Source organism: Thermoactinomyces sp. CICC 10735 (assembly GCF_016055175.1).
GTDB classification, from domain to species: domain Bacteria; phylum Bacillota; class Bacilli; order Thermoactinomycetales; family Thermoactinomycetaceae; genus Thermoactinomyces; species Thermoactinomyces vulgaris.
On sequence record NZ_JAECVT010000004.1, the window covers coordinates 277,432 to 299,440 of the forward strand.

Sequence of the window (22,009 nt, forward strand, 5' to 3'; positions counted from 1 at the left end):
GCCTTCCCCCTTAAGCCAGGCCTTTTGATTGTTCGGCAGCTTGTACTGCTTCCGCAAAAATTTCAACAATGCAGTCGATCTGCTCCGATGTAATGATCAGCGGAGGCAGGAAACGGACCACACTTCCATGACGACCTCCCAACTCCAAAATGAGTCCGCGGTCAAAACACTCTTTTTGAATGAGCCGGGCCATCGCCGGGTCGGTTAGATAACTTCCCAAATGATCCGGTTCCTGTTGAGGATCCACCACCTCGACACCGATCATCAGGCCGCGGCCGCGCACCTCGCCGATCACATGGGATTCTTTTTGAACCTTTTTCAACCTGCTCATCAATTTTTCTCCCATTTCACGGGCATGTTGTTCAATTTGATTTTGGCGGATATAGCGGATCGTTGCCAGTCCGGCAGCCATGGCCAATTGGTTTCCGCGGAACGTACCCGCATGCGCCCCGGGAGCCCATCGGTCCAACGCCTCATCATACACCACCACCGCGAGCGGCAGCGAACCGCCAATCGCTTTGGACAAGGTGATCACATCCGGTATGATGCCCGCATGTTCGAAAGCAAACAGTTTTCCGGTACGTCCGATACCGGTTTGAATTTCATCCACAATCAACGGAATTTGATGCTTCCGGGTGATGGACCGGATTTCGCGCACCCATTCATCCGGCGCCGGGATCACACCGCCTTCGCCTTGGATAATTTCCATGATCATCGCCGCCGGGGCGGGAATGCCGCTTTCCGGATCTTCCAGTGTCCTCCGGATAAACTGACTGCCAATTGAAGCTCCTTTTTCCCCGCCTTGTCCAAACGGGCAACGATAAGAATACGGATAAGGCAAAAAGTGAACATCCGGCATCAATCCCGGAATCGGATCTTTCGGCCCTTTATTCCCCATCAGACTGAGCGCCCCGTGGGTCATACCGTGGTAACCGCCCTGAAATGCCAGAACACTACGCCTTCCGGTGGCAGTTTTCACGATTTTGAGCGCCGCTTCCACCGCATCGGCACCGGCCGGACCGCAAAACTGAATTTTCGCTCTTTCCCTGAACTCGCGGGGCAAGCTGTCAAACAGCTCCTCCACAAACTCATCTTTTACCGGAGTGGTCAGATCCAATGTATGTAAAGGCAACCGGTCTTTGAGCGTCTGCTCAATGGCTTCGGTCACAACCGGGTGATTGTGCCCCAATGCCAACGTCCCGGCTCCCGCCAGACAGTCAACGTATTTTTTCCCCTCTACATCCGTGACATAAATGCCGTATGCTTCCCGGATGGCAATCGGGATTCTCCGGGGATAAGAACGCGCATTGGATTCTGTTTGTTCCTGATGCGCGAGATAATACCGATTGGTTTGTGCATGTGTGATGCTCATTGGTGATCCCCCTTGGGCTCAGCTTAATATTGATAATGATAATGATTATCATTATCATTTATCCATCGACTATATTAACATGAAGTTTGTTTTTCTGTAAACGAATTTCCGTAAATTTTTTATCTTTTATGAAAGACTGGTTGCGTGTGCTCCTTGGTTTGCGGTTTGATCAGACAAGCCATCACAATCATTCCCGACAAAACCCACAGGCAACATTCGAAAGGTACAACCGGATGAATTTCATATAAAAACGATCCGGCAACGGGACCGGCCATCGCCCCGATGCCATTGGCGACCCCGCTCAATCCGGCCGCCGCCCCTTGCGACTCCTCCCCTGCATTTAATGAAATGGCACTTAAGCACCCGGGCAGCATCAGGCTTACCCCCAATCCGATTCCCGCAAAGGAAAGAAGCATACCGGACATCGACACACTTTGCAAAAAACCGAAAAATCCCAAAAACATGACCGGCGCTCCCAGTCGAAGCAACCAGGTATTTGAAGGGTTCCATAAACGTACAATCACCATTTGTCCCAAAAATGCCGCCGTTCCCATGGCAAACATGGAAAGACTGATCCATTGAGCAGCTGTTTTCACATTGACACCCAACTGGTCCGTGAAATACAGACCTGCGGTGACTTGCAAGATGACAATGACCAAATGGACCAAAACCGTCATCAACAAATAAGGAAAAATGCTGCGGTCAAACGGGCTGAGTTTTTCTGTATGCGGTCGGGATTCTTTTCTTCTGACAGGCTCGTCAGGTTCCTTTCTCATCCATATCCATCCCATGACCAGAGGGAAAAGCGCGGCAAAATAAACCGGAACCGTCCAGTCCCACAAAACAAGGATACTTGCAAATGCCGGGCCCAATATCATCCCCAACCCATTGGCAGCTCCGAGAAGCGCCATTCCGGAAGTTCTTTCTTTTACATGGGTCAGATCAGCCATCAATGCCTGGGCCCCGGTTAAAACCGCACCAAAAACCACACCGCCATACAACCGGATCAACAAGAGAAACGCAAACAAAAGCGAAAAGGAAATCCAGTTTGCAAACCCCAATTGAATGACAAACGCAAACAGCAGATAAGCAAAGGAAAAATGAAAAACGCCATGTACCAAAAGCTTTCTCCGTCCATGTTTTTCACAATAATCCCCCCACACCAGGCTGGATACAAACAAAGACACCGCAGCAATGGCAAAAACCATGCTGATCTGTGTCTCATCCAAACGCAATTCCCTCAACATGGGAGCAATAAGGGGATTGACCATCGACAAGCCAAAATATGTACTAAACAGTGTGAAAAATAATAAATAATGATGTCTCATGGTTTACCACCTTAATAACCGCAAACGTGATATTGATAATGAGAATTATTATCATCATAGCTTGTCCCAAAGTATGGGTCAATACACGCCATCCCTCTTTCCTCCGTCAAAAAAAGCTGTGCAGAAGATCTGCACAGCTTTTTTCACTCTTTTTCACTTTATTTCAACAAATTCATCACATCAACATACTCGTAGCCGAGATCACGGGCCACCGGAAGGCAGGTGACTTTTCCTTCCAACGTATTCAATCCTTTGGCCAGTGCCGGGTTGTCCAAGGCCGCTTGGCGATATCCTTTATCCGCAATTTGCAATCCGTAATTGACGGTGACATTGGACAAAGCCATGGTGGCGGTACGCGGTACCGACCCCGGAATATTGGGCACGGCATAATGAAGGACTCCGTGTTTGACATAGGTCGGTTCATCATGGTTGGTGATCCGGTCCACGGTTTCAATTGATCCGCCTTGGTCTACGGCAACGTCCACAATGACCGATCCCGGTTTCATTTGTTTCACCATTTCTTCGGTCACCAAGCGCGGTGCACGGGCTCCCGGAATGAGAACCGCTCCGATCAGCAGGTCTGCTTTTTTCACTGCTTCGGCAATGTTGTACGGGTTGGACATCAGGGTGTTCACTTTGCCTTGGAACAGATCATCCAATTCCCGCAAACGGTTGGCATTGATGTCCAGCAATGTCACATTGGCTCCCATACCAACTGCCATTTTGGCTGCGTTGGTTCCGACGACGCCGCCGCCGATAATGACCACTTCACCGGGCAATACGCCAGGAACGCCGCCCAAAAGAATTCCTTTTCCGCCTTTTACTTTTTCAAGATATTGCGCTCCGATTTGAACGGACATTCTTCCCGCCACTTCACTCATCGGGGTTAACAAAGGCAGGGAACGGTTTTCCAATTGGATGGTTTCATAAGCGATGGCCACGACTTTGTTTTTCACCAATGCTTCCGTCAGTTCGGGAGCGGCGGCCAGATGCAAATAAGTGTACAAGATTAATCCTTCTCTGAAATATTGGTACTCTTCCGGCAATGGTTCTTTTACCTTCACAACCATATCTGCCGCCCACGCCTCTTTGGCGGAGCCAACGATTTTGGCGCCGGCATCCACATAATCCTGATCCGTGAATCCGCTTCCTTCACCGGCCGTGGTTTCTATCAACACTTCATGCCCGTGATTGATATAAGAAGCAACCGCCGCAGGGGTCAAACCCACCCGGTTTTCATTATTTTTTATTTCCTTGGGTACACCGATAATCATGAATATCACCTTTAATTTCCGTTTGTAATTCGTACGCCTCCAGTATAAATTATTTATTAAAGCGGTTCCAATAGACACCATGTCATAAATCTGTCCGCCCTTTTCTTACACTCTATCCACAGAAGGTGAATCACATTGGCATCACTCATTTTGCAAGATATCCTGAAACGTCCGACATTTGCCGAGGCCAAGGTGGTTGCAGGCCATAACGGGTTGAACCGGCGGGTCCGGTGGGTTCATATTTTGGAAGTTTCCGAGTTTGACACGTTGATCAACGGCGAAGAAATGATTCTGGCCACAGGCATCCATTTTCAATCTTCTTCGGCTTCTCCCGCCCGTTATCTGGAAAAATTGATCCGGCTCAATGCTTCCTGTTTATGCTTGGAACTGGGATACTACTTTCACACGATCCCGGATGACCTGATTCAAATTGCCAACCGGCATGACTTTCCGTTGATCGTGTTTCCCAACGACATCCGCTTTGTGGATATCACACAAGATTTGCATTCCGTTCTCATCAACAAACATTTTCAGATACTGAAAAACCTGGAAGCCCTGTCCCGTGAGTTGCACCGCTTGAGCCTGGAACCCAACGGCACCAACAAAATTTTAAAAATGCTGTATCACAAAACCCATTCACCCATTCTCTATCTGCCTTTTAAAGATCAGCCTTCTGTATTTCCAAAAATGGAACCCGAAAAAGAAACCGAACTCATTCAGTTTTTAAAAGATAAACGGACGGCTCCCGGCATGGAAACATCAGAACACCGGTCGGCCCGGTATTGGCCGTTTCAAAATCAATATATCCTGCTGCAGCCGGTAAGTGCCATGGGACAAACCTGGGCACACATCGGCATGATTTTGAAACAAAAGCCAACCCGTTACGAATTTTTGATTTTGGATTGGACCTCCTTGGCGATTGCTCAAGATCTTTTGCGCAAACGGTATATGGAAGAAAGACGGTTGCACTCTGAAAATGTATGGGTGGATGATCTGCTTCACAACCGGCTCGACGAATCCCAAATCCACCATCATTTGGGGGCCGATTTTTACGGACTGAACCATAAAAAAAGCTTTGTCTGCCTGATCGAGTGGCTTCCCCGCGCCGAAACCAAACAAGAACGGCGGGAAGTGGAGGAATATCTGCAATACGATTTTCCGATCATCATCCGCGCCATTTTTGAGCAACATCACTTTTATCCGCTGATCACCCGGAGCAACCAAAAGATCGCCATCATCGCATTCGATCTGGAATCTGATTTCTCTTGGAAATCCCGCGTTTCAAAGCTGTTGAAACAATTAAAAAAACAGTCCGGTTTCCTGTTCAAAGCCGGGGTGGGACAACGTTACAACGGGTTTGCTTCCATCAGCCAAAGTTATCAGGAAGCCCGCCAGGTTTTGGATCTGAACGCCCGCCAAAGCAGTGAATTCACCTTTTATGATGAATTGGGCGTTTTCCAGCTGATCATGAATTTAAAAGATAAAGACCAGCAATTAAAAAACTTTATCCATCAACATTTGGGACCGGTCATCGAACACGACCAGAAAAGAAACAGCCATTTGCTCTACACGCTCAAAGTTTACCTGGATCACAACGGATCCAAAAAAGCAGCCGCCGACCATCTGTACATCGCACGCCAATCGCTCTATTACCGGTTAGAGAAACTTCAAGAATTATTGGGGGACGGCTTTTTGACCACAGAAAATCAGCTGACGCTGCAGACCGCGTTGAAAGCATGCCAGTTGATCTATCCGGAATTACTGACAAGCCGTGGCGAAAACACGAAAAAATAGCTTCCCGAAAACAACCGGACGCGTCCTTTGGTCCCCTGTGGAATCCAAAAAACGCGTCCGTTTTTCTCCGGATGATCGGAAACTGCTTGTCCGTTGTTAAACTTTGGACAACGGAATGAGTTCCCAGCCGTTTTTCATACTCAACCGTTCCTCCGACACGGCCACGATCATTTGTTCAAAGATGCCTTGCCAGTTTAGCTGCGGTCTGACCAAAAGACGGCGGGCAATCAGGACATTATCCATCGCCAGCATGATTTTCCCGGGAGAATGCCTCATGCTCAAACGTTCGATCCCGGAATCGCGAAAAATTTCCGTCTCCCCTTTCAATGAATTCATCAAAATGTCCCGGTAATACAAAAGCAACACATCCAACAAAAACCAAGCTCTCTCTTCCTTCACTTCATCCAACAGCCACGATTCGGAAAGGGTGAGCAATGCATCTGGACTGCCTGACAAAATCCGGCCCCCCCACTCTTTCACCTGATGCACCACGGACGCATAGTGTTTGATTTTCCCGTCGTCATACGCTTCGCCATCCGTTTCCAATGAACCGGAAAGTCGGGCAAAGACGCCGGCAAGTTCCTCCGGAATCCCCTTTTTCAAAAGCTGTTCTTTTTTGACCGATGGCGGAATCTCGGAAAAACGGACCAATTGGCAACGGGATTTGATGGTTGGAATCACATCGGACAAATGCCTGGTGATGAGAATGACCACCATGGCGGATTGCGGTTCTTCCAAAAATTTCAACAAGCTGTTGGCGGCTTCATCCCTCATTTTTTCGGCTTCCTCGATGATGGCGAACCGGGTCACGCCTTCCGGGGCGCTGTAACGAAAACGCGATTGCAACTGTCTCAACTGCGCAATTTTGATTACATTTCCCTCCGGAAGGATCTTCAACACTTCCGGATGATTGCCTTGCGCAATTTGAATGCAAGAAGGACACCGGTCGCAGGCATCCGCTTCATTCCGTTCACAATTGGCGGCTTTGGCCAGTTCCAAAGCCATTTCTCTTTTCCCCGTGTTTTTGGGGCCGTAAAAAATATATGCATGCGCCAACCGGTTTCGTTGGATCGCGTTTTTCAGCACCTCTGCCAGATGAGGTTGCAGGGAATTTTCAAAAGACATGGCAACGCCTCCCCGCGCGAACATTCTCTTCATTCATCTTTGCATTTTCCACGCACAAAAATCAAGCGATCATTAAAAAGATCCGCACATGGCCTCCGGGAGACAACCATCCATTGAACCCGCCCGTTCCCGGATCGACAAAACCCGTTGGCATTTGGCAGAATTCTCTTTGTTTCCGATAAAAACCAAGCACTTTTTTGTTTTGTATTGATAAATTTTAGTAACCCGAAATATTATTGCTTAAGCCGGAACCAGCGGAGCAAAGAAACCTTGATTCGCGGAAAAGACGATCGGTACAATCTAATTAGCGGCCTGCACAGCTGAATTCCACCCAAAACAAACCGCAACAATCCATGCAAATTTATGATAAAACTACAATGGGACCTGATTAAACAACATAGAAAGGAAATGAATTATGCCTTTTTTACGTTTTAAAGGTTTTCCGAAGGAAACCCTGAAGCAATTGGCCCCGCAAATTGTCACCGACTTTGCCAAAATGGCACAAGTCCCTGAAGAAAAAGTAAAAATTGAATTGCTTCAGGTCGAACCGATTATCCAGTCACCGCGTTCACTGGAAATCCTGATGTTTCCCCGGGACAAAAAAGTGCATGACCAATTGGTTGCCAAACTCCATCAATTATTGGAAGAAAAAGGTTTTTCAAATACACACATTTTTTTCATTCTCCTCTATCCCTCCCTCTATTACAAGAACGGACAACCTCTGGAGAACATTCCTTCTCCCCCCTTCCTGCATTCATACTGAGGAGCATCGATCCGGTCAGCTCGCCTGGTATCACAGGTGAGCTGATTTTTTGCCCATATATTCATATAAAATATAAATTTCTTTTTATATCTAATATTATTTTTCTTGCAAACAGAAAGCCGAACCCCGTATACTGAAAGTACTTTAAGGAGGTTATTGAATGAAAATTGCATTGGTCACAGACAGCACCTGTGATTTACCCTGTGAAATGGTTGAAAAACTCAACATTCACGTTGTCCCGCTTCGCATCCATTATTCCGGCGGAGAATTCCGCGATGGAATCGATATCACTTCCCGGGATATCATAAACCGCCTCGAACACGAAGTCCCCAAAACATCCATGCCTTCCCCCGAAGATATCACCCGGATCTATCACTCTTTACAAGAGCAGGGATATACCCACTGCATCGTTCTGACAGTCTCCGCTTCCCTCAGTGGCACCCACAACACCTTCCGTTTGTGTGCACAAGAGATTTCCGGCATGAAGATCGATGTCATTGATTCCAAAGGGGTTTCTTGGATACTGGGATTTTTGGTGCTGGAAACGGCCCGGCTGATCCAAAAAACAAAGAATTATGAGGAAATCATCCGGAAGATCCACGAAACCAAAGAAAAAATTAAGGCCTATTTTATCCTGGACACGCTCCAATACGTGCAAAAAGGCGGGCGAATCGGGAAAGTGGCCAAGTCTCTCGGATCGATGCTTTCCATCAAACCCGTCATCACTTTTGATTCGGAAGGAAAACTGCACACGCACTCGGTGGCACGCGGAAAAAAACAAGCCCTCAAAAAGCTGATGGTCCCCGTTTACGAGCATCTGTCTTCCACACGCGCCCGGATTGCCGTGTTGCACACCCAAGCTGAAAAGGAAGCCGAAGCGCTGTTGAATCAAGTGAAAAACGCCGGAAATGTTTCCGAAACTTATCTGGGATGGATCAGCCCCACTCTGGCAGTCCACGCCGGCCCCGGTTTGCTGGGCATCGTCATCCATCCCCAGGATTGACATGACCTCATCCACTTTCTGTGTTTTCAGGAGTGGATGTTTTTTGCACAAAAAAAGGGCGGGTCCCCTCTCAACTATATTTTTGCAGATAATGTGTCATCGCCATTAAAGGCCAAACATACGGATAGCTGTGGTAATACACATAAAACTGCCCGGAAAGACCCGCTCCCGCCGGATAAGACCATTCTTCCCCACGTTTCTCCATCATTTCCAACAAACAAGCCATCCCCTTTTCAATCGCCGGTGTCGGATGGTCATGGTAGGCGATCAAAGCATCCAATGCCCAAGCCGTTTGCACCGGAGTCGAAAACGAAAGGGGAACAAACCGGTCCTCCGCATCACTGTAACAAGATTCTCCCCATCCCCCGTCGGGACGTTGCTTGGAGAGTAAAAACCGAATCCCTTTTTGCACGGAAACATGGGTTTCGGGCACTCCCACCGCAGCCAGTCCTTTCAGCGCCGCCCAAGTTCCATAAATATAGGAAACGCCCCATCGGCCAAACCAAGAACCGTCGGAATTCTGGTGATGATAAAGCCAACTCCATGCCCGCCTGACTTCGGGGCGGTCGATGGTCCAGCCAAGCTCCGATCCCAAAAAATGCAAAACGCGTCCGGTCAGATCCGCAGTGGACGGGTCGCCCCAAACTCTTTTTTCATTGCGGGCAGGCAACAACTTGAGCCACATCTTGTTCGTGTTTCGTTCAAAAGCAGGCCATCCGCCATCCCGGTTTTGCATGCTCAACAACCATTGCAATCCCCGTTTCCATTCATCCTGCGCCCAGCCTTCCCGGACAGCCGGAGCAATTGCATGCAAACATTGAACCGTATCATCCACATCCGGATTGATCGTATTGGTGTCGGAAAATCCCCATCCGCCCGGAATCGCATAACGATTCTTTAAACACCAGTCTCCGCACGATGTATGCTGTTTTAACAAAAGATAATTTCTTCCTTTCTGTATCACACCATGCCCGGGCGAAAGGCCCGCATTTTGCAATGCCGTCATCACCAGGGAAGTGTCCCAAACCGTCGAAGTTGCCTCCTGCAAATGAGCGCCCTCTTGAAGAGGAAAAATCATCCGGTCCAATCCTTCCATTGCCTTTTGGATCAACGGATGATCAGGCGGATAGTCGAGAGACAACAAAGCAAAAATCATCAAAAAGGTACTGGTCATATAACTGTACAGCGTCCCGTCTTCTTCAATGCGGGAAAGCAAAAAGTTCTCTCCCCAGTAAAGGGCCCGCTGATGGACATTCTTCTTAAAAAACGTGGAATAAGCCGTTGTTTCCACCGCGGGAAGCAAATCCTCTTTGGTCCAAAAATAATCCGGGTGCATGCGTTCCATATACGTCCGAAAAGAAGAAGGCAACCAGTCTTCCACTTCCCGATAACCTTTGAGATGAATGTAAAAATCCTGATCGGACGCCAACATGACGGGAGCGATGTGAACACGCGCATATCCCACGAAATCAAAAAAATTGACAGGGCTTGCGGCCGGCAACAGAAAAAACTCAACCGGCAGTTTGGTGATGCGCGACCAACTCCGGTGCCCAAGCAATGCCAGAACCACTTGCGTCAAGGAGCCCGCTTTCGTTTCCATGCCGCGGGAAAGCAGGAAGTCGCGCGCTCTTTTGAGCGAAGGATCATCGGGCGTTTTCACCCCGGAATACAAAAGCGCAAGGGAGGCATCCAAAGTGGCGGAAACATTCCCTTCCTTCTCATCCGGAAACGCTTTCCAGGTTCCATCACCGGTTTGTTTGTCCAGAATACGTTCCAAAACCGGCGCCAAGGTGCCGGGGTCAGGACGCTTTAACACTTGATGCAACAGGACATAATACGCGTCGGTCCCAATTCCATTTTCAAAGCAAAACGGCCACGTTCCATCCGGGTTCTGTTTTTGGATCAACTCTTTTTTCAACCGGTGAATCATCGCTTGAACATGAAGAATCCATTGACTTTGCATCGCACTGCTCCTTCATTCCTGCTAGTTAAAACATATTCAGGGCGCGATGACAAATGACTAAAATTTGAGAATGGAATTTTCCATGATATTTTCCTGATTTTAGAGTAAAAATCTATTCCGTTTCCTGATAGAATAGAGATTACGATCAACATCGATTGCAGGAGGAAGGTTCGTGATGAAACGGATCAACAATGTGATGGTTCCGGTGGGCAAAAACGTAAAAGCGGTCGACAAAGAACGGCAGTTAAAGCTCCTGCTTCAATTTCCGCTGGTCGAAGAATTCAGGAAGCAACATCCTGAACTTCCGACAGAAGTTTATCAGCGTTCTTTCTCCTTCCTTCAGCAATTTGTGATGGAACGTTCCAATTGCCAACAATGTCCGGGGCTGGACCGATGCCCCAACATGATGAAGGGACATTACCCGGAACTGGAAGAGTATGGCGGTTATCTGGACTTGACCATGCATGAATGCAGCAAATGGAAAGCGGAAAAACAAAAATCGCTGATTCAAAGCCATTACATCGCCAAAGAAATTCAACAATCGACGTTTGAGCAGATTGACTACGACCACCCGGAACGGAACAAAGCCATTTTGACCGCCATGGATTACTGCATCAGTTTCAAAGAATCCCCTCTTTCTTACGGCCTGTATTTATACGGGGCGTTTGGGGTGGGCAAAAGCTACATTGCCGGTGCGATCACCAATGAATTGGCCAAACACAACATCTCTTCGATCATGGTTCATTTCCCCGCCTTGGTCGAAGAATTGAAAGCATCCATTGCCGATAATCAAATCAGCCGGAAAATCGAGGCGTTAAAAACCACGCAAGTCCTGATCCTGGACGATATCGGCGCCGAGTCCTTGACCCCCTGGCTGAGGGACGAAGTGCTTTCCGTCATTTTACAAAGACGGATGACGGACCAACGGCCGACCATCTATACATCCAACATGACATTGGATGAGTTGGAAGAACACTTCAGCTATACGGCAAAAGGCGGATGGGAAATTTTAAAAGCCAAGCGGTTGATGGAACGAATTCGTCCTTTTGTGCAACCGGTGTTGGTTCAGGGACGAAACCGGCGCTATCCCGCTGAATGAAAAACCTTCATCAAAAAACCCCTTTCCCGTGAGAAGGAGCTTTCTGATGAAGGTCACAACAAAGAGCGGAGCCATATTTCTGTCATGAATGCCCAAATCAGCCCTTTGGTCGACAACATCAGCAACCGCTGGTGTTCCAGGCATTCTTTCAGCCGTTCACAATGGATGATTCCCCAATCCGCCAAGATCGAGTCTTCATCCAGCAATTCTTTGACTTGTTCCCGGTGCTTCAGCAAAAAACGGGCCTCCATCGGCAACACCCGGTACTGCCGGGGCACATAGGCAATCACTTCACCCGGCAGCCAATCAAAAAACGCCTGTCTCAACACCGGTTTTTCGATCCATTGCCCCCCGCGAAACAGCACTTTCATTTCAGAAGGCAGGGAAATGGCGATTTCCATCAGTTTTCTGCTGACAAAGGGAAACAACATGTTCATTTGATGCGGGGACAATTGATGCAACTGAATAAGGGACTCCTTGTCCCGGTTTAATGAATACCCCATCGCTTGCCGGGCACTGGTTTTTTCTTTCAGCGAGCCTAGATAATTTTTGGCTTCTTTTGCCGCCTTGTCGGTAAAAAAAAGCGGAATCGGGATGTCTTCCGGATGATTGGCCCACGTCGGGCGAAGCATTCCCAGCTTTTCCATCAGCCGTCTGGATAACGTTTTGTTCCATATCCGCTTGGAAAAGCGTCCGGTTCCGTCATAGCCGAAAATATAGTCGCCAAAATACCCGGAAGCAAGCAGGTTGATCCCGTCCTTTTGGCTTTGCCTGCGGGCTTCTTTGATCATCAGGTAATCCAAGCCGGGATACGGCAAATAAAATTGGTTGGCATCTTTTGTTAACGCCTTCAAATCCCCCGGTTCAAGGATAATGAGCGGGACATTCGCCAATCGTGTCACCTTTTCCGCGCTGAAACGGACCTTGGACTTTTCGCCGCGCCATCCCCAATGATACGCAACGACCGGGATCTGGCAGGATTTTAACATCATGAGAATCGCCGAGGAATCAATGCCTCCGCTCAGCAAAACCCCCACCCGGTCGGCCGGTTCAATCCGGTCCTGGATCGTTTGGGTCAGGATTTCGATCACCAAATCCGCCGCTTGGTCCCATTTTAACTTGGCATAATCCGGCCGGGGACGCAATTGGTCAAACAGGGTCATCTCTTCATTCTCCCGGTGGACGCGGATCATGTGCCCGGCCGGCAGCTTTTTGATATCCCGAAAATAGGTCTGGGATGGCTCCTGGACTTCCGCAAAACAGGACCCCACCAGTTCTTCCTTTTTCACTTTGGACAAATAGGGACGGTCTTCTCCCAGTACCTGTTCAATCCGGGTGGACCAAAAGATCTGCCGCCTGGTCCGGCGCAGATAAAGGGAATATTTACACAACAAACTTCGGTAAATCAATCCGGTTCTTTCTTTCCTTTCAAAATAAACGACAATAAAAGCACCGTCGATTTGTTTTAAAAAACCGGGCCCTTCTTTCAACAATGTTTTGAATTCTTTTTTGGCCTCATGCCAGTTGTTGTTTTGGATCAGCTTCATCAAAGGTTCCAACCGGGGCGGATAACCCCAGACCTCACCGTAAAATTGGAAAAAACTCTGAAAAAAACCGAAATCAATGAATCCCTGGATCGGATCAAATTTTCTCAATGGACGTCAAACCTTTCCGGAATACGCTTAATTTCTCGAAAGTGCCATTCAACCTCCCATGATTCATTCAGGGGAATCTGCCGGAGTTCAACCCAGACATGCAAATTTTCAATCACATGGTCGTCACTTTTTTCCCCCAACACCATTTGCGCCGGAATCCCCAACTTTTTAAGAGACGCACACAATGACAGGGAACGGAGGAAAGAATCAATTTTTCCCGCATTCAACAGGGACACCACAAATTGCGACCAGACCATCACCCGCCTGGCGAACAAAAATTCCGCCAACGGATTTTTAATGCGCACGGGATCTTTGCATCGGATCGACTTGAGCCGGTCCATGGCTTTGTTTAAACCGTAAATCCGGTAAATCAAAAGCATCCAAACCGAAATCACGATCACCCGGAGCAACCGCTTGAACGGTAATGGAGGAACTTTGGCCGCCCGGTCCTTGGCAAACAAAAGAACAAAATACAGATTCACCCAAGAAAGCCTCCAATCCATAAAAAAAGCACAGTATTCCCGAACCCCTACTGTACTTTTCCTCTCACTTATCACTCTATCTGTCAACGGTTTGGCATGATTCAGCCATCAAGAAAAATCCCCCAGTTAATTCCATTTTAATGCAAATTTTTACATCTTTCAATAAACAACTCCTTTCAGCGGACGCTTGCAGCCATGGATGTTAAAAAAGGCGGAAGAATGAAAGCGTTGCCTCCGGGAGGACGTGAAAGTCCTTTCCAGGGCAACGCTTCAGCTTTGTTGAGGTGTAAACAGGTTCTCTCTCATTTTTTCCGCCGTGCATCCTTGTTTTTGATGGTTCTATGAAATGACGTGCCATCGCACAAGCACGAGAAATTTTACATTCCATCAATATGATAAAATCATTACGTTCCAAAAATGTCAAAGGAGCGTCCGGTAATGATTTTTTTGCCGTCTTCCATCTCCACCTGGATGACATCGATCAACGGAAGTTGAATTTCCAACCCGTCACCCGTCGACAATTTCACCATTTTGATGCGGTGCTCCGGTTTGTGCTCCACGTAACAAATCACACGGATTTCTTCTTTTTCCTGAAAATTGGTTTCATCTCGCAAATATTCGATTTGCGAACGTTGTCTCAATTCCGACAAAAATGGTCCGACCTTTTCCTTTTGGCCTTCAACCTGCACCTTCAACATAAGCAACTCCTCCCAAAATTTTGCGGTGTTTCAACCACTGAAACCAATCGGCATCTTCCTGACTATAGTTTATAAATCTATTTCTTACATTGCAAATCGATACAAAATTACTAATAATAGAAGGAATTTTGCAGATTTGTGCCAAACTAGATAAATAAATAAAAATAAAGCAAAAATGTTCACTCAGATTTTGCATATTTGCATGAAAAGCAACAAAAAAACAACCGAAAATAAACAAAAATTTTTTTATTTGCGGAGGTGAGTTCGTTGCTCCCTCTTGACCATGAGAATGCGGGGCGTGTCATTCGGAAAAGGCGGAAGGATTTGGGGCTCAGGCAAAGCGATTTGGTGGATAACATGATCAAACTCCATACCATCCGCAAAGTCGAAAAAGGCGAAGTGGTGAATGAGGATATATATCTGCACATATGCAACAAGCTGGATCTGGACATCAAGCAGTTATCCAAGTCTTATGATGACGAGAAGGAACGCGAAGAACAATTGAAATTCAAATTATTCGCGATCGAGCATGACATCGACATGGCGGGTCCGGACAAAGGTTTGGAAGAACTCAGGAAAACCGAGATTGACAAAAACTCCCCCTTGCTTCCCACATACCTCTTTTTAAAAGGAAAATGCATTGCCCGGAAAAAACATTGGAAAAAAGCACAGGCCCAATTTTTGAAAACGTTGAGCACACTGAAACAGTATCCCGATTGGAAATCAACCAACGTGCAAGCCGCAACCTACAATGAACTGGGCCGTTGTTGTTATTATTTGAACAATATCGAACAAGCCCTCCATTATATTGAAAAAGGGTTGGAATCCTATGACCCCTCCGGTGAACGCGAATATGTCGTGTACCATTTAAAAATGAGCAAAGTGATTTACCTTGAAAAATTAAACCGGAATGAAGATGCTTTCCGCACCTTGGAAGATATGTGGAAAGAAGTCGACAATATCGAGAGCATCGAGATCCGCAGCAGTATGTATGAAGTGCACGCCACCTTGCTCAGCAAACAGGAACTGCATGAAAAGGCTATCGAATATGCCACCAAAGGCCTGCATCTGGCCCGTGTGGACCAAAATGTGGACCGCGCGTTTGAGCTCTGGACGGCGCTCGGGGATTGTTATCAAAACATGGGGGATTATTACAAAGCAGAAGTTGCATTTCGCACAGCATTAAAACTAGAAAAAAAAATCGGAAAAAAAAATATGTTGGTATCTACCTATACGAAACTAGGTATGCTATACTTAAAAACAAAAAAAATCCCCTTCGCACAAAAAGCTTTGCAGAATGCCGTACAAACAGGACAAAAAACAAACGATGCTTTAAAATACTGCAATGCTCTCATTGCTCTGGGCGATTGCTACATGCGCCAAAACAAAAACGGCGATGCACGCAAATGCCTGCAAAAAGCACTCACGATCTCCGAAAAACATGCACTCAAAATCCTTGAACCGGAAATCCTCGTCAAACTTGCAAAATGTTGCGAAGAGGAAGATCCTGTCACTTATGAAAAATATAAAAACAGATTTTTTCAAACTTACTGCCAATTACTTGAAAAAGGCGAGGGAAAATTGTAACCCCTTTCCCTTCCTTTTCCTAGAAAGGAGGGATCCGGATGAAACGCCTTTTCGGCGGAGAACCGCCCGCTGTTTGATCGTACTTTTCCAATCCAATCTTAATCTTAAGGAAGGGAGTTTAACACAATGACTTTTCTCTTTGACGGAGAACCGCCTGCCGTATAATTCCAAACCAAGCCAACTTTTCTTTTTGCCTGAATGATCACAAAATTCGCGCAGCCATTTGGGGGAATGGCTGCTTTTTTTATTTGATCTTTATAGAAAGTTTATATTAATTTTACAGAATTGTCAATGTTCTCTACCCTTTCCCAGACCGGATTGGAAAAGTACCGGTCACTATATTATTCGTAACCCGGTTCGAATTTGCATCCCTTCTCTTCCACTTTTTTTGAGAAATTTGCCATAGTCTTTTCAATTGAATTCACCACAGGCATTCAGTATGATAAAATCATTGCTTGATCATAGGGAAGGGAAGTACCATGTTGAAAAAAACTCTGCTGATTGTTTGCACACTCCTTCTTGCATCCGGTTGTTCAGTCTTCGCCGATTACCAGCTTTCACACCAACTGGTTGAGTCGATCGAACAGTTGGTCGTGCAACACAATGACACTGAACATACCCGGAACAAGATGGAAACGTATTATAAAAACATGGAAAAAAGCATGAACCAATTTCAACGCAGCATTCAAGAAACGGGAAAAGCCGATCCCAATGAGTTAAAAGCGCTCTTAAGCGATATGGACCAAGTGATCGCTGAACTTCGCAACTATCAAACAGAAGAAGAAAAAGCCCTGAAGCAACTGGACCAATTGATGAAAAAAGCGGAAGAAATGTCCGGTGACAAAGGTCAGATGGCAAAGGACACCTTAAATTTGTTTAAACAGCTGGTTCAGCGTGAATCCAGACTGGCCGAAGTGAATATCGGGATTTTGACGGCGAATAAAAATTACTACACCGCCATCGCCAAGAAAAATACGCCTCCCAAAGACCAATTTGAATCGTTAAATCAGGAAAGAAAGAAATTGGAGAAAGAAACGGAAACGCTCATTCAAAAATTTAATCAGTCTTGGGGCCGCTTCAGCGAGGAAGTCACAGGACAGCCTTTGAATAAAAGCAACAGCAATCCATCCTTATAATCCGTTTTGCCTGCCTTTTCTCTCCACGATGCAGAGAAAAGGCTTTTTTGTATGCAGGTGATCATATTTTTCAAATCCTTCCAAAAAAGAGGGAGACGCCGCTTTCGGCCACTCCCTTTTGACACAGCGGAAGGGACCGGTCGGCTGCGACGGTCCCTTTGATCATAATAAGCAAACCGGTTTTTAAACTTTGACAATCTGTTTTCCCAGGTTCTCTCCGTGAAACAGCCCCAAAAAGGCATCGACGGTGTTTTCGAATCCTTCCACAATGTTTTCTTTATATTTCAGCCGGCCGGCATTTACCCATTCTGCCAACTGCTTTAACCCTTCATCAAATTTGTCGGCGTAATCGGAAACGATAAATCCTTTCATCAAAGCGCTTTTAATCAACAATTGCGGCTGGATTCTCGGTCCGATATCCGGTTTTTCCAGATTGTACAGGGAGATTTGTCCACAGAGCGGAATCCGGGCCTGATGATTTAATAATGAAAGGACTGCATCGGAAATGTTCCCACCCACGTTGTCAAAATAGATGTCCACCCCGTCGGGACAAGCTTTTTTCAGTTCTTCCCGGATGGAGTCCGTCTTTTTATAGTTAATCGCGGCATCAAAACCCAATTCGTTCTTCAAAAATTCCACTTTCGTCCCGGAACCGGCAATCCCGACCACTCGGCAACCCTTGATTTTGGCAATTTGTCCCACGGTCATGCCGACGGCTCCAGCGGCACCGGAGACCACCACCGTTTCCCCTTCCTTGGGCTGTCCGATTTCCATCAGTCCAAAATAAGCGGTAAGCCCCGGCATGCCCAAAACGCCGAGAGCGGTGGAAATCGGAGCCAGATCCGGATTCACCTTGGTCAATTCATCTTCCCCGGCCACGGCAAATTTCTGCCAACCGTAATTGCCGAGGACAATCTCTCCTTCATCAAACAGTTTGGATTCCGATGCAATCACCTCACCGACCACTCCGCCGGTAATCACTTCATTCAGCCGGTAAGGCGGTACATACGATTTTTGGTCGTTCATTCTCCCGCGCATGTAAGGATCGACGGACAGATATAACGTCTTGACCAGAACCTCTCCGCTTGACGGTTGAGGAATCTCCTCTTCCACCCATGCAAAATCTTCAGGCACCGGCATTCCTTGAGGACGTCTGGCCAGCAAAATTTTTTGGTTTCTCTCTTTCCCCACGGATAACTCCCCCTTCATTCGACATTTAATAACGATATTATTCCCGCAACCTGTTTCATTCAAACGGCTTTTCAAATAAAATGAAAATGAGAAGGGATGTGATGACCGCGATGCAGCCGATTCGTTGCCTTGAGTGCTACAAACAGCGTCCGGGCGGCCGTTGTGACTTTTGCCCGCTGCACCGGAAAAACCGCGACAAGTATCAAGCATTGGGAGACGGATGGTATTTGCCGAAAGAAGAGAAGCAACCTGTTGAATCAGATCACCTCTCTTCTCGCAAATCCCCACCAAGCCAAGAAAATAAACAAGACATAGTGAACCGCAAGCATCACCAATGAGAAGCCCAAGGTCATCCCGTCAAATGCCGGGAATCCTCCAAAAATATAATTCGCCAAATCCACATTCGCAAAGAGAAGATATTTTCCCCATTGGACATCGAACCCCCGGAGCAATTCCACCCAAAAATACCCGGTGAAATACAGAAACAGGGTAAGTCCGATGGACAGCGAATTTTTGGTTGTCAAGGCCGAAATCGCAAAAGCCATGGTCACCATCATCACCATTTCCACCCACTTGCATCCGTAGATCACCAGGGCACGCGCCAAAAGCATCCCCGAATCTCCCCGGACAGGTGAACCGAAAAAAACCCATCCGTACAAGGCGGAAGTCCCCGCCAGCAACAAAACCCCTGCCAGCAACAAGAGTAAAACCGAGGCATACTTGGACAACAAGATTTTCAAACGGGAAACCGGGCGAATCCAAAGATACGTCATCGTCCCCCAGGCATATTCACTGCTGACGGCATCCGCGGCAATGATCAAAGCAAACAATTCCACCACCGGCAAAAGAAAAGTGTTCGTAAGAAAAAATCCCCAGACATCTTCCTTGATGCCGCTTACGGATTGCAAAAACAAACAGACAAACGCCATGACAAATCCGGCAAGCAAAAGAATTATAAAGAAAACCGATGTACGGGTCCTCAGAAAAATTTTCATCAACTCATTATGTACAAGCCGGTTCCAGTGGACCATCCGCTTCACCTTCAATCATTTCCAAATACTGATCTTCCATGGTCTGATGAACCACCCCGATTCCGTAAACTTTGACTCCTTGTTTCATTAATTCGGCAGTGAACTCCGGAATTTGTCCTTTTTTTAACATGATTTCAAATCCCTTGGGGACAGGCACAAATTCCTTTTCCCAATTCAATTCTTGTAAGGCGGTTTTCACGTTTTCCAGCGAATCCACTTCAAAACGGACCCAACCTGCCTCCGCTTCCTTGTCCGGTTCTCTCTTTAGCGAGCGGACCGCCACGCATTTTCCCGCATTCATCACCGCAAACCGGTCACACATCCTCTGCATTTCCGACAACAAGTGTCCGGATATGAGCACGGCCGTTTTTTGTTCCCTTGCCAGCTTGCCCAATAAATCGCGCAACCGGCGGATTCCTATGGGATCGAGACCGTTGACGGGCTCATCCAATATCAACAGGCGGGGCTTGGGAAGAATCGCCTGTGCCAATCCCAAACGTTGTTGCATGCCCGGGGAAAAGGTATGCACCGGATCATGAACGGAATCGCCAAGATCCAGGAAAGCGATTACTTCATCGATCCGCTCTTTTTCGACATCCGGCATCATCCGCGCAAAAAGGCGTAAATTTTGATACCCGGTTAAAAAGGGATACCACTTGGGACGTTCCACAATGGCGCCGACCGGCCGGATCGCCTTTTGAAATTGGGTGCGGACTGAATATCCGTCAATGAACACATCTCCCTGATCCAACTTCATCAAACCGACAATCAACCGGATCAACGTTGTTTTTCCCGCACCATTCGGGCCAAGCAAGCCAAACACCTCTCCCGGGTAAACATCAAAAGAAACTTGGTCAATCACCTTTTGTTTTGCAATCGATTTGGATATATTTTTGATCTCAAGTATCGGTTGCCGGTCCATGTTTTTCTCTCCTTCATCCAACGGCCTTGTCTTTCAAATTGTAACAAAACCGCACAGAGTGACAAGGAAACGTTTGATGAACGAACCAAACAAAAACACCGCTCTCAAAGGAACGGTGCCGGATAAAAAATTTTGCCGCTTATCTTTCCAACACCGGGTAACAGCTTTTCAGCTCAGAAATGCCATCCTGTTGATGGATGGAGGCAAGTACCCGGTTTAAATCGGCTTTGACCGCTTCATGTGTCACCAAAATAATTTCCGCACGGTAACCTCCGTTATAAGGTTTTTGAATCACTTGCTCCATGGAAATGTGGTTTTCCGCAAACAGTTGAGTCAGCCGGGCCAGCACTCCCCGCTCATCGGCCACCACCAGCCGCAAGAAATATTTTGATCCTTTCTCCTGGTCGGTTTTTAATCGTTTGGTTTCATAAGGCGCCACCATTCTTTGCCCGTTGACGCCCAGTTTCATATTCCGGATAATCGTCACAAGATCAGACACCACGGATGTCGCCGTCGGCAAAGAACCTGCCCCCGGGCCGTAAAACATGGTTTCCCCGACCGCTTCCCCTTCGATCAAAATGGCATTATTCACCCCGTCGATGGAAGCGAGCGGATGTTTTTGGGACAGGAATGTCGGTTGAACGCTCACTTCGACCTTATCGTGGTCCCGTTTGGCCAAACCCAGCAGTTTTAATTCATAGCCCAGATCTTTGCCCAACTCGATATCCTCCATGGAAACTTTTGTAATCCCCCGCACATCCACTTCATCCGGATGGACAGCGATGTGGAAACCCAGCGTGGACAAGATGGACATTTTATATGCCGCATCCCACCCGTTCACGTCGGAAGAAGGATCGGCTTCCGCATACCCCAGCTTTTGCGCCTCTGAAAGAGTGTTCTCAAAGCTTGCTTTGTTTTGGCTCATCTTGGATAAAATGTAATTGGTCGTCCCGTTGACCACTCCCATGATCTTGTGGATCCGGTCGGAGGAAAAGCTGTCCATTAAAGCCCGCAAAATGGGAATCCCGCCGGCCACACTGGCCTCGTAATAAACATCGCATTGATTTTCCTGTGCCACCCGCAAAATCTCCGCCCCATAAAGAGCCATCAAATCCTTGTTCGCAGTAACCACATGTTTTTTCCTTTTCAGAGCCGTAAGAATATATTCCTTTGCCGGTTCAATGCCCCCCATCACTTCAATCACCACATCAATTTCCGGATTTTCAATCACTTCCCCCGGATGAAGGGTCATTTGATCCGGATTCACATCGGTTTCCCTTTTTTTGTGCAGGTCTTGCACAAGGACTTTATGAATTTCCACATGCAGCCCGGTCTCTTTATACAGATCCTGTTGATGATCCGAAATAATCCGCACGACCCCTTGTCCGACAGTTCCCAATCCCAATAGACCCACTTTGACGGCTTGTCTTACCATATTCTCCCTCCCGCTTGATGTAAACAATGGACAAAAGAAGGTTTTGTCCTCCGTATAAATACATATGTTTTCCGTATGGAGACAGTATAACGAATTCAAAAAAAATTAGCAACCGATATGAAAAAGAAAAAACAGGAGATGATGGTTTCTT

At 47.1% G+C, this 22,009-nt stretch carries 18 protein-coding genes; 6 read left to right on the top strand and 12 right to left on the bottom strand.

Going from position 1 to position 22,009, the window contains the following annotated elements; genetic code table 11:
- Positions 1–10 precede the first annotated feature (10 nt).
- The 3 genes from I8U23_RS10285 to ald form a co-directional block, all read right to left on the bottom strand.
- A complete protein-coding gene (locus I8U23_RS10285) occupies positions 11–1,372 on the bottom strand; it encodes an aspartate aminotransferase family protein (RefSeq protein ID WP_198051025.1) in 1,362 nt (453 codons plus the stop codon).
- Between the two features lie 119 nt (positions 1,373–1,491).
- On the bottom strand, positions 1,492–2,700 hold the full coding sequence (locus I8U23_RS10290) for an MFS transporter (RefSeq protein WP_037994371.1): 1,209 nt from the start codon (positions 2,698–2,700) through the stop codon (positions 1,492–1,494).
- 158 nt (positions 2,701–2,858) lie between these two features.
- Complete coding sequence (gene ald / locus I8U23_RS10295; RefSeq protein ID WP_037994369.1) at positions 2,859–3,974, bottom strand: alanine dehydrogenase; 1,116 nt, start codon at positions 3,972–3,974, stop codon at positions 2,859–2,861.
- Between the two features lie 135 nt (positions 3,975–4,109).
- On the opposite strand from ald, the gene I8U23_RS10300 reads away from it, so the two are divergent.
- The gene (locus I8U23_RS10300) at positions 4,110–5,768 is read left to right on the top strand and encodes a PucR family transcriptional regulator (protein ID WP_037994366.1); all 1,659 of its coding nucleotides are present in this window, start codon (positions 4,110–4,112) and stop codon (positions 5,766–5,768) included.
- 96 nt (positions 5,769–5,864) lie between these two features.
- On the opposite strand, the gene holB is transcribed toward I8U23_RS10300, so the two are convergent.
- Positions 5,865–6,893 (bottom strand): DNA polymerase III subunit delta', encoded by a 1,029-nt coding sequence (gene holB, locus I8U23_RS10305; RefSeq protein ID WP_052186662.1) that lies wholly within the window; start codon positions 6,891–6,893, stop codon positions 5,865–5,867.
- A gap of 415 nt (positions 6,894–7,308) precedes the next feature.
- Between holB and I8U23_RS10310 the strand changes: the two genes are divergently transcribed.
- Together I8U23_RS10310 and I8U23_RS10315 are read left to right on the top strand one after the other, a co-directional pair.
- Entirely contained in the window at positions 7,309–7,656 is a 348-nt protein-coding gene (locus I8U23_RS10310) for a DUF1904 family protein (protein ID WP_198051026.1), read from the top strand.
- Between the two features lie 160 nt (positions 7,657–7,816).
- Complete coding sequence (locus I8U23_RS10315) at positions 7,817–8,659, top strand: DegV family protein (protein WP_198051027.1); 843 nt, start codon at positions 7,817–7,819, stop codon at positions 8,657–8,659.
- A gap of 70 nt (positions 8,660–8,729) precedes the next feature.
- Here I8U23_RS10315 and I8U23_RS10320 read toward each other — a convergent pair whose 3' ends face one another.
- Positions 8,730–10,622: a terpene cyclase/mutase family protein gene (locus tag I8U23_RS10320; protein WP_049719746.1), complete on the bottom strand. Its 1,893-nt coding sequence runs from the start codon at positions 10,620–10,622 to the stop codon at positions 8,730–8,732.
- Positions 10,623–10,797: 175 nt separating this feature from the next.
- Between I8U23_RS10320 and dnaI the strand changes: the two genes are divergently transcribed.
- Complete coding sequence (gene dnaI / locus I8U23_RS10325; RefSeq protein ID WP_198051028.1) at positions 10,798–11,721, top strand: primosomal protein DnaI; 924 nt, start codon at positions 10,798–10,800, stop codon at positions 11,719–11,721.
- Positions 11,722–11,774: 53 nt separating this feature from the next.
- Here dnaI and I8U23_RS10330 read toward each other — a convergent pair whose 3' ends face one another.
- From I8U23_RS10330 to I8U23_RS10340, 3 genes are all read right to left on the bottom strand, one after another.
- Positions 11,775–13,376, bottom strand: a complete 1,602-nt coding sequence (locus tag I8U23_RS10330) for an asparagine synthase-related protein (RefSeq protein WP_049719744.1) — start codon at positions 13,374–13,376, stop codon at positions 11,775–11,777.
- A complete protein-coding gene (locus tag I8U23_RS10335; RefSeq protein ID WP_037994357.1) occupies positions 13,373–13,858 on the bottom strand; it encodes a transglutaminase-like domain-containing protein in 486 nt (161 codons plus the stop codon). The genes I8U23_RS10330 and I8U23_RS10335 overlap by 4 nt, the downstream gene beginning before the upstream one ends.
- Positions 13,859–14,262: 404 nt before the next feature.
- On the bottom strand, positions 14,263–14,556 hold the full coding sequence (locus I8U23_RS10340) for a hypothetical protein (protein WP_037994354.1): 294 nt from the start codon (positions 14,554–14,556) through the stop codon (positions 14,263–14,265).
- A gap of 267 nt (positions 14,557–14,823) precedes the next feature.
- On the opposite strand from I8U23_RS10340, the gene I8U23_RS10345 reads away from it, so the two are divergent.
- On the top strand, positions 14,824–16,143 hold the full coding sequence (locus I8U23_RS10345; RefSeq protein WP_037994352.1) for a helix-turn-helix domain-containing protein: 1,320 nt from the start codon (positions 14,824–14,826) through the stop codon (positions 16,141–16,143).
- Positions 16,144–16,622: 479 nt separating this feature from the next.
- Positions 16,623–17,279, top strand: a complete 657-nt coding sequence (locus tag I8U23_RS10350; protein WP_037994349.1) for a hypothetical protein — start codon at positions 16,623–16,625, stop codon at positions 17,277–17,279.
- A 183-nt stretch (positions 17,280–17,462) separates the two neighbouring features.
- On the opposite strand, the gene I8U23_RS10355 is transcribed toward I8U23_RS10350, so the two are convergent.
- The 4 genes from I8U23_RS10355 to I8U23_RS10370 all read right to left on the bottom strand — a co-directional run bounded on the left by I8U23_RS10355 (position 17,463) and on the right by I8U23_RS10370 (position 21,858).
- Positions 17,463–18,488 (bottom strand): NADP-dependent oxidoreductase, encoded by a 1,026-nt coding sequence (locus I8U23_RS10355; protein ID WP_037994347.1) that lies wholly within the window; start codon positions 18,486–18,488, stop codon positions 17,463–17,465.
- Between the two features lie 239 nt (positions 18,489–18,727).
- The gene (locus I8U23_RS10360) at positions 18,728–19,501 is read right to left on the bottom strand and encodes an ABC transporter permease (RefSeq protein ID WP_037994344.1); all 774 of its coding nucleotides are present in this window, start codon (positions 19,499–19,501) and stop codon (positions 18,728–18,730) included.
- Positions 19,473–20,423 carry an ABC transporter ATP-binding protein gene (locus tag I8U23_RS10365; RefSeq protein WP_198051029.1) on the bottom strand — a complete coding sequence of 317 codons (951 nt, stop codon included), beginning with the start codon at positions 20,421–20,423 and terminating at the stop codon, positions 19,473–19,475. Before I8U23_RS10365 ends, I8U23_RS10360 begins: the two co-directional genes overlap by 29 nt.
- Before the next feature lie 139 nt (positions 20,424–20,562).
- Positions 20,563–21,858 (bottom strand): homoserine dehydrogenase, encoded by a 1,296-nt coding sequence (locus tag I8U23_RS10370; RefSeq protein WP_062842854.1) that lies wholly within the window; start codon positions 21,856–21,858, stop codon positions 20,563–20,565.
- Positions 21,859–22,009 lie beyond the last annotated feature (151 nt).

Coding starts and splice junctions, on each gene's coding strand:
- I8U23_RS10285 (WP_198051025.1), bottom strand. CDS start 1,372: ATGAGCATCACACATGCACAAACCAATCGGTATTATCTCGCGCATCAG.
- I8U23_RS10290 (WP_037994371.1), bottom strand. CDS start 2,700: ATGAGACATCATTATTTATTATTTTTCACACTGTTTAGTACATATTTT.
- ald (WP_037994369.1), bottom strand. CDS start 3,974: ATGATTATCGGTGTACCCAAGGAAATAAAAAATAATGAAAACCGGGTG.
- holB (WP_052186662.1), bottom strand. CDS start 6,893: ATGTCTTTTGAAAATTCCCTGCAACCTCATCTGGCAGAGGTGCTGAAA.
- I8U23_RS10310 (WP_198051026.1), top strand. CDS start 7,309: ATGCCTTTTTTACGTTTTAAAGGTTTTCCGAAGGAAACCCTGAAGCAA.
- I8U23_RS10315 (WP_198051027.1), top strand. CDS start 7,817: ATGAAAATTGCATTGGTCACAGACAGCACCTGTGATTTACCCTGTGAA.
- I8U23_RS10320 (WP_049719746.1), bottom strand. CDS start 10,622: ATGCAAAGTCAATGGATTCTTCATGTTCAAGCGATGATTCACCGGTTG.
- dnaI (WP_198051028.1), top strand. CDS start 10,798: ATGAAACGGATCAACAATGTGATGGTTCCGGTGGGCAAAAACGTAAAA.
- I8U23_RS10340 (WP_037994354.1), bottom strand. CDS start 14,556: ATGTTGAAGGTGCAGGTTGAAGGCCAAAAGGAAAAGGTCGGACCATTT.
- I8U23_RS10350 (WP_037994349.1), top strand. CDS start 16,623: ATGTTGAAAAAAACTCTGCTGATTGTTTGCACACTCCTTCTTGCATCC.
- I8U23_RS10355 (WP_037994347.1), bottom strand. CDS start 18,488: ATGAAGGGGGAGTTATCCGTGGGGAAAGAGAGAAACCAAAAAATTTTG.
- I8U23_RS10360 (WP_037994344.1), bottom strand. CDS start 19,501: ATGGTCCACTGGAACCGGCTTGTACATAATGAGTTGATGAAAATTTTT.
- I8U23_RS10365 (WP_198051029.1), bottom strand. CDS start 20,423: ATGGACCGGCAACCGATACTTGAGATCAAAAATATATCCAAATCGATT.
- I8U23_RS10370 (WP_062842854.1), bottom strand. CDS start 21,858: ATGGTAAGACAAGCCGTCAAAGTGGGTCTATTGGGATTGGGAACTGTC.